This window comes from Blautia sp. AF17-9LB (assembly GCF_003479185.1).
GTDB lineage: Bacteria > Bacillota > Clostridia > Lachnospirales > Lachnospiraceae > Fusicatenibacter > Fusicatenibacter saccharivorans.
In genome coordinates, this window is the sequence record NZ_QUGU01000006.1 from 56,130 (window position 1) to 70,986 (window position 14,857).

At 47.5% G+C, this 14,857-nt stretch carries 11 protein-coding genes and 1 tRNA gene; 4 read left to right on the top strand and 8 right to left on the bottom strand.

Annotated features, from left to right (window positions below):
• Positions 1-159: 159 nt before the first annotated feature.
• Together DWX00_RS07930 and DWX00_RS07935 are read right to left on the bottom strand one after the other, a co-directional pair.
• The gene (locus DWX00_RS07930) at positions 160-1,722 is read right to left on the bottom strand and encodes a response regulator transcription factor (RefSeq protein WP_117760699.1); all 1,563 of its coding nucleotides are present in this window, start codon (positions 1,720-1,722) and stop codon (positions 160-162) included.
• A gap of 106 nt (positions 1,723-1,828) precedes the next feature.
• Entirely contained in the window at positions 1,829-3,241 is a 1,413-nt protein-coding gene (locus DWX00_RS07935) for an amidophosphoribosyltransferase (protein WP_118594984.1), read from the bottom strand.
• 368 nt (positions 3,242-3,609) lie between these two features.
• On the opposite strand from DWX00_RS07935, the gene DWX00_RS07940 reads away from it, so the two are divergent.
• Complete coding sequence (locus DWX00_RS07940) at positions 3,610-4,797, top strand: MFS transporter (protein WP_118594985.1); 1,188 nt, start codon at positions 3,610-3,612, stop codon at positions 4,795-4,797.
• A 304-nt stretch (positions 4,798-5,101) separates the two neighbouring features.
• Here the strand turns inward: DWX00_RS07940 and DWX00_RS07950 are convergent, their stop codons facing one another.
• The 5 genes from DWX00_RS07950 to pepF all read right to left on the bottom strand — a co-directional run bounded on the left by DWX00_RS07950 (position 5,102) and on the right by pepF (position 10,334).
• A complete protein-coding gene (locus tag DWX00_RS07950) occupies positions 5,102-5,629 on the bottom strand; it encodes a flavin reductase (RefSeq protein ID WP_117509337.1) in 528 nt (175 codons plus the stop codon).
• A 521-nt stretch (positions 5,630-6,150) separates the two neighbouring features.
• Positions 6,151-6,222, bottom strand: a tRNA-Gly gene (locus tag DWX00_RS07960).
• 262 nt (positions 6,223-6,484) lie between these two features.
• Positions 6,485-7,126, bottom strand: coding sequence for a hypothetical protein (locus tag DWX00_RS07965; protein ID WP_118594987.1), 642 nt, complete (start codon positions 7,124-7,126; stop codon positions 6,485-6,487).
• A 339-nt stretch (positions 7,127-7,465) separates the two neighbouring features.
• Positions 7,466-8,230 carry a nitroreductase family protein gene (locus DWX00_RS07970; protein ID WP_022462268.1) on the bottom strand — a complete coding sequence of 255 codons (765 nt, stop codon included), beginning with the start codon at positions 8,228-8,230 and terminating at the stop codon, positions 7,466-7,468.
• A gap of 292 nt (positions 8,231-8,522) precedes the next feature.
• The gene (gene pepF / locus DWX00_RS07975) at positions 8,523-10,334 is read right to left on the bottom strand and encodes an oligoendopeptidase F (RefSeq protein WP_118594989.1); all 1,812 of its coding nucleotides are present in this window, start codon (positions 10,332-10,334) and stop codon (positions 8,523-8,525) included.
• A 203-nt stretch (positions 10,335-10,537) separates the two neighbouring features.
• Here pepF and DWX00_RS07980 point away from each other — a divergent pair, with 203 nt between their 5' ends.
• Genes DWX00_RS07980 through DWX00_RS07990 form a run of 3 tightly spaced genes read left to right on the top strand, consistent with a single transcriptional unit; the run spans position 10,538 to position 12,433 of the window.
• Entirely contained in the window at positions 10,538-10,915 is a 378-nt protein-coding gene (locus DWX00_RS07980; RefSeq protein ID WP_118594990.1) for a GntR family transcriptional regulator, read from the top strand.
• Positions 10,908-11,606 carry an ATP-binding cassette domain-containing protein gene (locus tag DWX00_RS07985; protein ID WP_118594992.1) on the top strand — a complete coding sequence of 233 codons (699 nt, stop codon included), beginning with the start codon at positions 10,908-10,910 and terminating at the stop codon, positions 11,604-11,606. Before DWX00_RS07980 ends, DWX00_RS07985 begins: the two co-directional genes overlap by 8 nt.
• Entirely contained in the window at positions 11,600-12,433 is an 834-nt protein-coding gene (locus tag DWX00_RS07990; RefSeq protein ID WP_118594993.1) for a hypothetical protein, read from the top strand. Before DWX00_RS07985 ends, DWX00_RS07990 begins: the two co-directional genes overlap by 7 nt.
• A gap of 73 nt (positions 12,434-12,506) precedes the next feature.
• Here the strand turns inward: DWX00_RS07990 and DWX00_RS07995 are convergent, their stop codons facing one another.
• A complete protein-coding gene (locus DWX00_RS07995) occupies positions 12,507-14,771 on the bottom strand; it encodes a glycogen/starch/alpha-glucan phosphorylase (RefSeq protein WP_055227980.1) in 2,265 nt (754 codons plus the stop codon).
• Between the last annotated feature and the right edge of the window lie 86 nt (positions 14,772-14,857).

Consider the following 14,857-nt stretch of genomic DNA (forward strand, 5'->3'; position numbering starts at 1 on the left):
TTTCTTTTTCATGCTCTCGTTTCAACCGATGAACATATTATACAAAAAAGAGGGGCGTTTTTCTATCATTTTCCGGCAGTCTGTATATTAAAAAAGAGATGTCTTTTCACATCTCTTTTTTAATCAGAACGTTTTTTTGTTATTGACATCGTTTTTTTGTTATTTTTGTCTGCTCCGGTACTCATTTGGTGTACATCCGACCAGCTCCCGGAACGTTTTACTGAAATAAGAAAAATTTCCATAGCCGACTTCCATCGCAATTTTGCTAATCGGAAGCGATGAACCGCGCAAATACTCCTTTGCCCGCTCAATGCGCCGCTCAGCAATATAATTCGGAAGCGACATTCCCGTTGTTTTCATAAAAATTTTGGAAACGTAGTCCTCTGAGAGGAACACTTTTCCTGCAAGCACGGATCTTGAAAGATCCTCGTTCAGATTCTGTTCGATATAGTCTTTTAGCTGCTCCACCACATTGTCACTGCGGGATTCGTTCTTTTTCTGACCTTCCAGCACATCAAACAGATAATCGATGAACGCATGGGCACCTACCACAGAAAGAACCGCCTCTCTCCGTTTCGTTTCATACTCTTCACTGTCAAAAATCTGTCCGAAAACAATATTGCTCTCTTTTAAATAAACATATATATTCTGTATCATTTCTTCAAAAAAACGACTTGTGAAATCTTTTCGCAGACCGCCGCTTTTCTCACGCTTTTTCAGATATTCCTGCAGCTTTTCCCGCACAGCCGCAAGGGAATCGGATCGCTCCATCTCAGCCAGATACGTTTTCCACGGCACTTCCTGATAATCGCGCTCTACGAAAGACCAGCGTGTCTCATACAGAATCCCTGTTTCATCCGGCACTACATACTTTTCCATCTCTTCGAGCTGATCGCGGCTCTTTGAAATCTCATCCAGTACCGCCGGTTTTCCCATGTACATGCAGAATCTTGCCGGAAACGCACCCGCCAGACAGGTCCGCAGTTCTGCCAGTTCCTCCTGCGTTCCCATCGCACTTCCGTGATTTCGCAACACAACTGCCCATTCCAGATCGCTGACATGTACCACGGTTTCCAGTTTCATTTCTGTTGTTTCCACATATTCCGTCAGAACATTTGTAATCACAAAATTATATAAGCTGATCTCCTTTTTATAATGTTCCTTATCCGGAATTTCCAGTACCCGCAGCAGAATCAGACGGAAGGTCTCATCCGGAGTACAATATCCGCTCTTTTTTGCCCTTTCAATCCAATACTCCTCCTGCAGACACTGAACCAGAAGATCCTCCCAGAATTGCTTTTCATTCTCTCCTTTTTTCTCCTGTTTCTTCTGTTTTTGATGTTTTTCCTGCACAATCCCGACAACTCTGCGCAGCGCTGTTTCCAGATCCACATTGGAAATCGGTTTTAACAGATATTCCCTTGATGACAGCTTCAGCGCCATCTGCGCATACGCGAAATTTGCATAGCTGCTCAGGAAGGTACATTCAATATCCAGCTTTTTGTACCGGATCCATTCCAGAAGCTCCAGCCCGTTGCCCTGTGGCATATCAATGTCACACAGCAGCATTTCAATCGGATACTCTTCCAGCAGCTTCTGCGCCTGGCGGATGTTGTTCGCCGTAAATACCATATCAATTCCAATTCCGCTCCAGTTGACGGTTTCTTCCAGCTTTTCCACCAGAAGCTTATCATCATCTACAATCAGAATACTAATCCCCATAGGTAAGCCTCCAATATATTTTTCTTCTTTTTCCTACAGAAAAAAGCCAGCCGACAGACTCTTATTTTTCTGTCAGCTGGCCTGTTTAAAAACCATTATAACCTGTTTATTCTTTTCCGTCAAAGCAATAGGTACACATTTTGCATTTCGGCAGTCCGATCGACTCTACCAGATCGTCCAGACGGTGATATCTGAGGCTGGTGAAATTCTGACGGCGGCAGATTTCCTGGCACATGGACTCGTAGCGGTCGCTGGTCGGATCTGCATACTCTTCCAGTACTTTCTCTGCGTTTTCTCCCTCTTTTTCCAGAATAATCCGTCTGGTGATCAGATCCAGCTCGGATTTGGAGCGGGAGAAATTCAGGAATTTGCAGCCATACAACAGCGGCGGGCACGCCGGGCGGACATGAACTTCTTTTGCACCGCTCTGATATAAAAATTCCGTTGTCTCACGGAGCTGCGTACCGCGCACGATGGAGTCGTCGATCAGCAGCAGTTTTTTCTGATCGATCAGTGCCTGCACCGGGATCAGCTTCATTCGGGCAATCAGATTTCTCTGTTCCTGATTTGTCGGCATAAAGGAGCGTGGCCAGGTCGGGGTATATTTGATGAATGGTCTTGCAAACGGAACTTTGGACTCATTCGCATAGCCGATTGCATGGGCAATTCCGGAATCCGGCACGCCTGCAATGAGATCCGGGTGGACATTGCTTCCCGCATCACGTTTGGCAAGCATGGCACCGCAGTGATACCGCATCTCCTCTACATTGATCCCCTCATAGGACGCAGTCGGGTAACCATAGTAAACCCACAGGAAGGAACAGATCTTCATCTCCTCCTGCGGCGGCACGAGCATCTCGACGCTCTCCGGCGTAATAAAGTCAATCTCACCCGGTCCGAGTTCATGGTAATCCGTGTAACCCAGGTTCAGATATGCAAAATTTTCAAAGGATGCGCAGTACGCTCCCTCTTTCTTTCCAATAACAAGCGGGGTGCGGCCTTTTTTATCGCGCGCAGCGTAGATGCCGTCTTTTGTCAGCAGCAACAGCGTCATGGAACCGTCAACAACATCCTGCAGATGGCGGATGCCCTCCGGAATCGTCTTTTCACTGCAGATCAGAGATGCCGCAAGCTCGGTTGCATTGATCTGACCGGTGCTCATCTCCTGGAAATGGGTGCGGCCGTTGCCGTAAACCTCTTTTAAAAGCTGATCCATGTTGTTGATTTTTCCAACCGTGGTAATCGCAAAGCTTCCAAGGTGTGACTGGATCAAAAGCGGCTGCGGTTCATAGTCGGAAATGCAGCCAATGCCGAGGTTTCCCTCCATTTCTTCCACATCACGCTCAAATTTTGTACGGAACGGTGAATTTTCAATGTTGTGGATGGCACGTGAAAAGCCATTTGCCCCATATATCGCCATACCGCCTCTTCTTGTTCCGAGATGTGAGTGATAGTCTACTCCGTAAAACAGTTCCAGTGTACAGTCTTTTCTTGATGCAACTCCAAAAAAGCCTCCCATTTCTTGTCTACCTCTCTTTGTGTATTTTTTCTCCCTTGTGTTCTCTTAAATATGAATGCCCCGGCAAACCGGGATGCCTGCTTACGGTTCACCGATGCCGGAACCGCAACCAGTCTTCTTTTAGTGTACCACGATCTTCTCCGTACTGTAAAGTATAACTAATAAATTTGATATAAAAAATAATCTACATTAATAAATAAATTTACAGCTTTTTCCACAAAGATTTTATCGTAAAATCAAAAAAAGAAAGTATTGATTCTTTTTATCGGTTATGATACTTTAAAACTGCTTATGAATGTTGGTTTTGCGTTAAACGCAATAAAACGATTCATTCTTATTTTATCTTTTCTTAAGAGGAGGTTTTTACCATGGTTTCACTTTTGTTACCTGTCATTTATCTGGCATTCATCAGTCTCGGACTGCCGGATTCTCTGCTCGGCTCAGCGTGGCCGGTCATGTATCCGGAGCTTGGAACTTCTGTTTCTTCTGCCGGCATCATTTCTATGATTATTGCCGCCGGAACAATCGTATCCAGTTTGAACAGCGACCGTCTGAATACCCGCTTCGGCACCGGAAAAATCACGGCAGTAAGCGTTCTCACAACAGCAGTGGCGCTGTTTGGATTCTCCGTCAGCCACTCTTTTCTCGCCCTCTGCCTCTGGGGTATCCCATATGGCCTTGGCGCCGGAAGCGTGGACGCGGCTCTGAACAACTACGTTGCACTGCACTATAAAGCCCGCCATATGAGCTGGCTGCACTGCATGTGGGGCGTCGGATGCAGCACCGGTCCGGTCGTCATGGGATATGCCATCAATCATTCCACCTGGAACAACGGCTACCGTACCATCGCCCTGTTCCAGATTGTGCTGACTCTGATTTTATTTTTCAGTCTTCCGCTCTGGCAGAAGCCATCTGCTGATGCTTCTGCAGATGAGAACTCCGTTCCGGAGCAGAGAAGTTTTTCCCGCCTGATCCGCGTTCCCGGTGTCAAAGAGGTTCTGACCTGCTTTTTCTGCTACTGCGCAGTAGAATCTACTGCCGGCATGTGGGCTGCAAGCTACTGTACTCTGTTCCGCGGCATCGATGCAAAGCGTGCGGCAAGCTGGGCAAGCCTGTTCTACGTTGGCATCACGATCGGACGGTTCTTCTGCGGTTTCATCACAATGAAATTAAATGACCAGAAAATGATCCGGCTCGGACAGGCTGTGATCGCAGTCGGCACGATTCTGATGCTGCTGCCGCTTGGCGATTCCCTTCTGTTTATCGGCCTGATCCTGATCGGACTTGGCTGTGCGCCGATTTATCCTTCCATCATTCACGAGACACCGGCAAACTTCGGTGCTGACTTAAGCCAGGGAATCATCGGCATCCAGATGGCCTTTGCTTACGTCGGAACCTGCCTGATGCCGCCGGTTTTCGGCGTTCTCGGCCAGCATATTTCCTTCGGACTGTATCCGGTATTCCTGATGGCCATTTTGATTCTGATGGTTGTAATGGCAGAGCGGATGCACCGCGTAACGGCGGAAAAGAGAAATTCTTATAAAGCCAACTATTAATCCAATTATTCTGCAGCAGAATGGTCCCCTTGGATCAAACTCTGATATACTGCGTACAAAAAAGTACATCTGATCAGGTTACTCCCTGATCAGATGTACTTTTTGTAAATTTCGGAAATTTTTTCAAGCACGCTCCGCTTCAAACTCTTTCACCACATCCTCCAGCAGGTTTCTGATCTGCAGGTGCTGCAGACATACTTTCTCACATTTTCCGCATTTCACGCAGTCTGATGCCTTTCTGCCCGGTGCAGTATATACAAGATTGTGATAAGAAATACTGATACATCACGCCAATTTTCCTGTTTCATTCCTCAATCATGCCAAAGACATCTTCAATCTCTCCCATATACAGATAATGGAGATCGCCATCTTTATATAAAGTATCGCGCGTAAATTCCGGCAGATCTTCTTTCTCCATTCTGACCGCATAGATTTTTTTGCAGACAAAGGTCAGCTCTGCCTCTTCAAATCCAACCGCATTTCCCAGCATCTTCGGTGTCAGACTGGTCAGACTGATCTTATCCGGCACATCATTTCCCGATTTTGATCCCAGGATTCCAAGATCCTTCCGATATTTCTCTGGAAAAAAGCAGACCGTAAACTCGTCTTCCTTCTGCAGAATCTGATGCGTCCGGCGGCTTTCACGGATAAATACGGTAATGATCTGCTTTCCTTTCTTTGGCGGTCCCCAGATCGTCCCCATCGTACCCCACCCGATCGTCATCGTATTATACTCCCTTGGCGTACCCGCAGTACACAAACCCCAGCGGTCATCAAAAATAGAAAACACATCATACTTTGCGGTTTTAAAATTCTCCATCGTAATGTTCATACTACATTCCCCTTTCGCTGATTTGCTTTGTTATCCTTAGCATACCGTACGGTAGTAACTACCGGGCAAGAACTTTTTTTTCGAAGCCTTGAATTTTTATAAAAACAGGGAATTTTTTTATTTTAGAAATAAGAATTGTATGTTATACTAATGAACGTTGCCACTCCCAGACAGGCAGAGAAGGGAGGGTTGACAGTGCAAGAACTATTCATTTCATTTTTTCTTTCCGTTATGGCAAGTATAGTAGCCTACTATATCTGCAAATGGCTGGACGGTAAGAAATAACTGGCAGCCAGCCTAAGGTTTAAGCCGCCTTGCCCAAAAGGCACAGAAAGCCCCACGAGTTGCAGCTCGTGGGGCTTTTGTTGACTTTGCAAGCCATTCATTTCATTGCCTATCGGCATTATAGCATATGAAAATTTAAAATGCAATATTCTTAAGTTTTAAAAATAAGATTTCTTTTTCATCTATTTTTCCACAACGCAAAAACCGGAATGCTTACACATTCCGGTTTCCAGTAGAGCGCGAGACGGGATTCGAACCCGCGACCCCAACCTTGGCAAGGTTGTACTCCACCCCTGAGCCACTCGCGCATTTATTAATTTTTATCTTGCTAAGTGCTCGCTGCACCTTACAAATGATACTATACAGGAACTCCCCTCATTTGTCAATACCTATTTTCAATTTTTTTCAAAAAAAATCAAAAGTATCTACGATTCCCTCAATTTTCGCTCTCCATCAGACACCCGCACAGCTGTCTTCCCCCCACAAATTCACACCGAACCACCCTCCTGACGAATCCAGACTCCTTTCCATCCGTCCTCCCAACCTCACATACTCACGCCGATCCGCCTCCTAGCGGATCCAGACCTCTATCCACCCCACATGCTCACGCCGATCCGCCTCCTGGCGGATCCAGACCTCTATCCACCCCACATGCTCACGCCGATCCGCCTCCTGGCGGATCCAGACCTCTATCCACCCCACATGCTCACGCCGATCCGCCTCCTGGCGGATCCAGACCTCTATCCACCCCACATGCTCACGCCGATCCGCCTCCTGGCGGATCCAGACCTCTATCCACCCCACATGCTCACGCCGATCCGCCTCCTGGCGGATCCAGACCTCTATCCACCCCACATGCTCACGCCGATCCGCCTCCTGGCGGATCCAGACCTCTATCCACCCCACATGCTCACGCCGATCCGCCTCCTGGCGGATCCAGACCTCTATCCACCCCACATGCTCACGCCGATCCGCCTCCTGGCGGATCCAGACCTCTATCCACCCCACATGCTCACGCCGATCCGCCTCCTGGCGGATCCAGACCTCTATCCACCCCACATGCTCACGCCGATCCGCCTCCTGGCGGATCCAGACCTCTATCCACCCCACATGCTCACGCCGATCCGCCTCCTGGCGGATCCAGACCTCTATCCACCCCACATGCTCACGCCGATCCGCCTCCTGGCGGATCCAGACCTCTATCCACCCCACATGCTCACGCCGATCCGCCTCCTGGCGGATCCAGACGCTTTACCCCCGTCCCCACCGTCAGACCTCGCGTGGCTTCGTGCCTGCGGTGCAGCGGGCATAGAAAAAGAGGGCAAGAACTGTGAGCGCAGAAGGGGCCCGGAAAAATGGGATGACCTCTGGTGCACAACACCAGAGGTCAAAACGCACTGAGTCGGGAAACCATCAGGTTTCCTGACGAATTGCGTTGATTCCCATTTTTCCGGGCCCCTTCCGCGCCACAAGTTCCGCCCTCTTTTTCTCGCCCGCTGCACCGCAGGTACGAAGCCGCACGAGGTCGTCCGCGGTCGTCCGTATTCACCTCTACGCCTTCAGAATCGCGCTCAGCACATACTGATTATTTGAGAAGTTTTTCTGCGAAATATCCCCGAGTCTGATCAGGTCGACATCCAGCCACAGCTCCTCCGCTGCCACCATCATATTTGCAAACATAATCCCAAAATTCACCTCATCCCACTTCCGAAGCTTCTCCACACTGTGCTTCTTCGAGAAAATATGAATCCTGTTATCATAAACCACAAATCTCCACGGCTGGCTGTTCATACTGGATGGCGACAGTCTCGCCGCCTCCAGCATCTGCGTCATCCACTGCCGCGGCACCTCTTTGAACACGCAAAGATCCTCCAGTGGCAGTCTCTTTGCCTCACTTTGCCGTCTCGTATGCGAACCATGACTCTTACCAAAAGCGACGATCCCCACCAGCCGCTTTCCGTTCTTCTCAAGCTCCGCCTTTTTCACACGATTACTTCCGATAAAACAGGTTCCCAGTCCGATACTGCACAGATACAGCACCATCTGCTCCATAATATAGCCCACATTCATCAGGTATCGCTCTGACTCCTCCGAATAAAAAGCCATATAATACGGCGCCTTCACACTGAACATACTGAGCATTCTCTCCTGCCCTTTCCGGTTGTCCAGAATCGCCATATCCACACCGATGCCGGAAAACAACGCCGGCATTTCCTTGTAATGCTCCCAAATCTTATCTAATGTCTGCGGCGGAAGCGTGTCGAAACAATAATTTCTTACTGATTTTCTAACAAAAATAGCCTCATATAAATTCATACTCTCACCCTTTATTCATCTGCTATCCGTCTGTTTTTTCAAAAAACCGGCTGCGGCTGCCCTGTTTTTAAGGTCAAAACCGCCTTCCGAAAATATTTTGCTTAATTTCCTTTCTTCGACAGAAATATGGAAATTCTCCCTCTTAATCGCAATTTTTTTTCATATCCCAGTTTTCTATTTTTATTCCGTAATAATATTGTAACATATTCAAAAACTTTTTCAAGGGAAAAGCGCGCCAAACTTTGTATATTTTTCACACATATTTCCATTGTTTTTTATGCACTTTTAACTTTTACTCTTCTTGTGCCGTAAGCTTCTCCAGTTCCTCCACATAAGAAGCAAAGACATCCAGTGCCTCTTCCACCGGCTCCGGCTTTGTCATATCGACGCCGCAGATTTTTAAAAGGTCGATCGGATCCATCGAGCAGCCACCGCTTAAGAACTGTTTGTACTTTTCCACAATGCCCGGTTCCCCAGCCAGGATTTTGCTGCTGATCGCAATCGCAGCGGAAAAACCCGTTGCATACTGATACACGTAGAACGGCGTGTAAAAATGCGGAATTCTCGCCCACTCCAGCGCAATCTGCGGATCTGAAATCATATCCGGTCCGAAATATTCCTTATTGATCGACAGGTACAGCTCGGAAATGCCATCTGCGGTCAGTGTGCCGTCCTCTGCCATTTTCTCATGAATCCGTTTTTCGAATTCTGCAAACATAGTCTGACGGAATACCGTTCCCTTAAACTGGTCCAGGAAATAATTCAGCAGGAAAATTTTCTCCTCTTTTTCCTTCGCATGCTCAAGCAGATAGCGGATCAGCAGAGCCTCATTGCAGGTTGATGCCACTTCGGCAACAAAAAGACGGTACTCTGCATACGTATACGGTTGTGTATGGTTGGAATACCAGGTATGCAGCGAATGACCCATTTCGTGCGCCAGGGTAAAGACAGAGTCAATGTTTCCGTCAAAGCTCATCAGCACATACGGATGAGAATCGTAAGATCCCCAGGAATAAGCGCCGCTGCGTTTTCCTTCATTTTCGTAGACATCAACCCAATGCTCTGAAAATCCTTTTTCCAGCAGTGCCACATAGTCCTCACCAAGCACAGCAAGTGCTTTCTTTACAATCTCGGTCGCCTGCTCATACGTATACTTCTGTTCGTACTTTTTCGTCAGAGAAACGTATACATCATACATATGAAGCTCTTCTACCCCAAGAAGCTTCTTGCGCAATGCCACGTAACGATACATGGCCGGCATTTTTGCATGAATTGCCTCAAGCAGCTTGTCATAAACCGAGACCGGTATATTTCCGCCATCCAGCGACGCTGCCAGAGCAGACGGATACTTCCGCACATCTGCGAAAAACGCTGCCTGCTTCAGATTTGCGCCAAATGTTGCGGCAAGCATGTTTTTGTGTTTTTCATATTCGGCATAATATTTTTCAAACGCCTCTTTTCTCACACGGCGGTCCTTCGACTGTAAAAATCCGATAAACGTACCATGGCTTAACGGAACCTGATTTCCTTTGGCATCCGTGACCGGTGAAAATCTGAGGTCTGCATTTGAAAAAGCTGAGAAAATCTGATCCGGGCTGGCTGCCATCTCTCCGGCTTTTGCAAGAACAGCCTCCATTTCCGGTGAAAGAATATGCTCCTTTTTTCGGAAATTTTCTTTTAATACGCGGTCATACAGACGGAGTGGTTCATACGTCTCTTCAAATTTCGCAACCGTTTCCTCATCGAGCTCCAGAATTTCCGGTTCCACAAAGGAAGCTGCGTCTGCGAGAACCGCCATCATGCTGTCCATCTTTCCTGCATATCCCTGATATTTCTGATTTCCCATGTCCTGATGGTATTTCTGACTTGCATATACATACAGGCTGGAAAATACACGACTGATTTCGTCCAGATCCGAAAGGACACGGTACAGTGCTTCTGCACTTTCTTTCATGGTTCCCTGTCTGGAACGGAATGTCTCAATTTTTTTCTCGATTTTCCGCTCTGTTTCTTCAAATGCCGCATCGCTGGCAAACAGGCTGGAAAGATCCCAGCAGTACGCCGGATCCATCTCTTCTCTTTTTTTCAGTTTAATTTCTGCCATAATTCTCCCTTTCATCCGTCCTTTCAGGCGGAACGATTCTGCGGTCTTTCTTCTAATTTTATTGTGCCGCACTTATGGTTAGTTTACCACAGTTTTCCCTCGAAATCTAAAATTTTTTCTTAAAATTCTTGACAAATCCCTAAAGCGATTGTATGATTGTATTATCAAATTAATACAGTAGTACAAAAGGAGTGAACGCCATTATGCCATGGAACCTCGATTCCGCGCGGCCGATCTATCTGCAGATCATCGAGCGGGTCCAGATGGACATTGTTACCGGACAATATCAGCCGGGTGACAAGCTTCCGTCCGTCCGCGATCTCGCGCAGGAGGCCGCCGTCAACCCCAACACAATGCAGAAAGCCCTCTCCGAACTGGAACGCAGCGGACTCATTTATTCCCAGCGAACCAGCGGACGCTTTATCACAGAAGATAAGGAGTTAATTCATCAGATGAAACAAGAACTTGCCGCCGCAGAAGTATCTGCTTTTGTTGCCCATATGAAACAGCTCGGCATTACACCGGAGGAAATCCTGCAGTTACTCGCAAAAACCATGGAGGAGGAAGAAAATCATGCCTGAACTTGTAACGTGTAAAGATCTTACGAAGCGCTTTGGAAATCATACCGCACTCGATCACATCAATATTTCCCTGGACTCTGGAAAAATCATCGGACTGCTCGGTCCGAACGGAAGCGGAAAAACAACCCTGCTAAAACTGCTGAATGGTCTGCTTACGCCAAGTGAAGGGGAAATCTGTATCGACAACAACCATCCCGGTATTGAGACAAAAAAAATTGTTTCATATCTGCCGGATAAAATGTATCTCGGCAGCTGGATGCGCGTCTCGGATCTTTTGACCTATTACAGCGATTTCTTCGACGATTTTGATACTTCCCGCGCCAACGCCATGCTGGAATCTTTAAAAATCAGTCCGAAGGATCGCTTAAAAACCATGTCAAAGGGAACAAAGGAAAAGGTACAGCTTATTCTTACCATGAGCCGCCGCGCAAAGCTGTACTGTCTCGATGAACCGATTGCAGGCGTTGACCCGGCTGCGCGCGATTATATTTTATCGACGATTTTAAACAATTACGACCCGGACGCATCCATCCTCATTTCAACCCATCTCATCTCAGATGTCGAAAATATTCTGGATGAAGTCATTTTCATTCAGGAGGGCCAGTTAAAACTGCACGCCTCGGTTGAGGATATCCGGATGCAGGAGGGTGAATCGATTGATTCTTATTTCAGGGAGGTATTCAAATGTTAAAAAAATGTCTGAAACATGAGTGGAAAGCATGCTGGAAAAACATGGCGCTGCTGAACGGTGCTGCCATTTTCATGGGCGCTCTCGGAGGCTTCGGATTCCTCTTTTCCCAGATTTCTGAGCTGCCGGATCTGCTGATCGTCCTCTATCTGTTTGCGTACGTTTTGATTGTGATCGCCGCATCCGTCATGACACAGGTGCTGATGATCCAGCGCTACTATAAAAATCTTTTTACCGACGAAGGGTATCTGACCAACGTCCTTCCGGTATCGGCAACGGATCATATTCTCTCCAAAATGCTGGTTTTCGGCGCATGGAGCATCTTAAACGCACTTTCCGTTCTCGCTTCCTTCGCTTTTTTGCTTCTGCCGTACGCAATCCGGTATTTTACCGCAAACACCCTGCTTTTTTACAACAAGGCCATGACCTTTTCCGATTTTCTGTCCTATCTCTGGGCACAGATTACCGGTGTTGCCGATGCTGCTTTTTCCCTGATCGGCATCACGAACCACATCGGTATGGCACTGTTTTCCATCGTTGGCTTCTTCGCTTCGCTGTTCTTTGGCATTCTTCTGTTCTATGCCGCCATCAGCATCGGAAGCCTGGTATCCAGCCACAAAATTCTGACGGCTGTCCTCTCTTACATCGGCATGACTACCGTGATCCAGATCTTCGGCGGAATCAGCATCGTCCGTGTTTTCCAGGACTCCACACCGACTGCTGTGGTTACCACATCCTCGGTTTCCACACTTATCATCACCGTGGTGCTCTGCGTTGTTCTGTTCCTGATCTGCCGCTATATCTTAAGCAGACGGCTGAATCTTTCATAAAAATTGCATTAAAAAACGCCGCCGCGGACGAACCGAATCGTCTGCGGCGGCGTTTTGTATGCATGTTCTGCACTTATGCCAGATGCCAGATATCCTCGTTGTACTGTGCAATGGTACGGTCGGAGGAGAAGAAGCCTGCTTTTGCGATGTTGATCAGGCACTTCTTGTTCCATGCATCTTTGTTCTCGTAGTCTTTGTATACTCTTTCTTTTGTCTTGATATACTCTTTCAGGTCGAGCAGCGTCATGAACCAGTCTTTGTTCAAGATCTCTTTGTAGAGTCTCTCCAGGCAAACCTTGTCGCCGATAGCAAGAAGCTCATCGCTGACGATGAAATCAACCAGCTTTGCAATCTCCGGATCTTCGTCATAGATGTCTTTTGAGCAGTAAGCAGCATCTGCGTACAGGTCGATGACATCCTGCGGTTTCTTTCCGAAGATGTAGATGTTCTCTTTTCCGACAAGATCGCCAATCTCAACGTTTGCACCGTCTTCTGTTCCAAGCGTCAGGGCACCGTTCAGCATGAATTTCATGTTTCCGGTTCCGGAAGCCTCTTTGGATGCCAGGGAGATCTGCTCGGAGATATCTGCTGCCGGGATCACCTTTGCAGCTTTTGATACGTTGTAGTTCTCAAGCATAATCACTTTGAAGTACGGGCTTACCTCAGGATCGTTATCAATCAGCTCCTGCAGGCACAGGATCAGATGGATGATATCTTTTGCGATGATATAAGCCGGTGCAGCCTTTGCACCGAATACCATGGTGATCGGGGTTTTCGGCTTGTTGCCGCTCTTGATATCCATGTATTTGTAAATAGCGTACAGGGCGTTCATCTGCTGGCGTTTGTACTCATGAAGACGTTTTACCTGTACATCGATGATGGAATTTTCATCCAGCGCGATATTCTGTGTCTCATACAGGAACTGTTTGAGATCCAGTTTGCGGTTGTGTTTGATCTCCTCAAGTTTTGCAAGAACCTTCTTGTTGTCTTTGTATTTGAGCAGTTTTTCCAGCTCGTCGGCATCTTTTTTGAATCCCGGTCCGATCAGGCTCTCGATATACTGTGCCAGTTCACGGTTGCAGTGCAGCAGCCAGCGGCGGAAAGTGATTCCGTTTGTCTTGTTGTTGAATTTCTCCGGATAAATATCGTAGAACGGTTTCAGCTCGGAGTTTTTCAGGATCTCGGTGTGCAGTGCTGCAACGCCGTTAACAGAAAATCCGTAGTGGATATCCATGTGTGCCATGTGGACGCGCTGATCCTTGTCGATGATCGCTACTTTCTCATCTTTGTATTTCTTCTTTGCCTGTGCGTCCAGCTCGTGGATAATCGGCATCAGGTGCGGAACAACCTCCTCGAGGTAATCGATCGGCCATTTTTCCAGTGCCTCTGCCAGGATGGTGTGGTTGGTGTAAGCACAGGTCTTGCTTACAACATCGATGGCTTCCTGCATGGTAAAGCCTCTCTCCTGCAGCAGACGGATCAGCTCCGGAATGACCATGGACGGATGAGTATCGTTGATCTGGATCACAACGTGATCATACAGCTTATGCAGATCGTAGCCCTTCTGCTCGCACTCCATCAGGATGAACTGTGCGCCGTTGCTGACCATGAAATACTGCTGGTAGATACGAAGCAGCTGTCCGGCACGGTCGCTGTCATCCGGGTAGAGGAACAGTGTCAGGTTTTTCTGGATCTGATGCTTGTCAAAGTTGATGCTGTCTGATGGAACGATACTCTCGTCTACCGTATCTACATCGAACAGATGCAGACGGTTACAGCCATTGTTGTAACCCGGTACGTCGATATCATACAGGGTAGAATGCATTGTGAAGTTTTTATACGGAACTGCAAAGGATACCGGCTGTCTGACGAGCCAGCTCTCATTTGTGATCCATGGATTTTTCACTTCTTTCTGTTTGTGGTCGACCAGAAGCTGGCGGAACAGACCGAAGTGATAATTAAGGCCGATACCGTCTCCCGGCAGGCCAAGCGTTGCGATAGAATCAAGGAAGCATGCTGCCAGACGGCCGAGACCTCCGTTTCCAAGGGACGGCTCCATTTCCATCTCCTCGATCTCGGTCAGCTCTCTTCCGTGAGCTGCAAGTGCTTTTTCAACTTCCTCGTACATGCCAAGGTTAATCAGGTTATTGGACAGCAGTTTTCCGATCAGAAACTCTGCTGAAATATAATACAGCTTCTTACTTCCGGTGTTTCTTTTGCGACCTGCCATCTCCTGTTTGGTGATAACCATCAGGGCTTCAAAGATTTCGCTCTTTGTGCAGTTGTCCAGATCTCTTCCAAAACGCTCTTTTAAGATTGCCTGAATTCTTTCTTCCATTTTTTTCTCCTCGTATTGCTGTGGATAAATTCCCACAGTGTCATTTAGTTGCGCTGCCATTCCAGATTTCCTGCAATTGGCAGCTT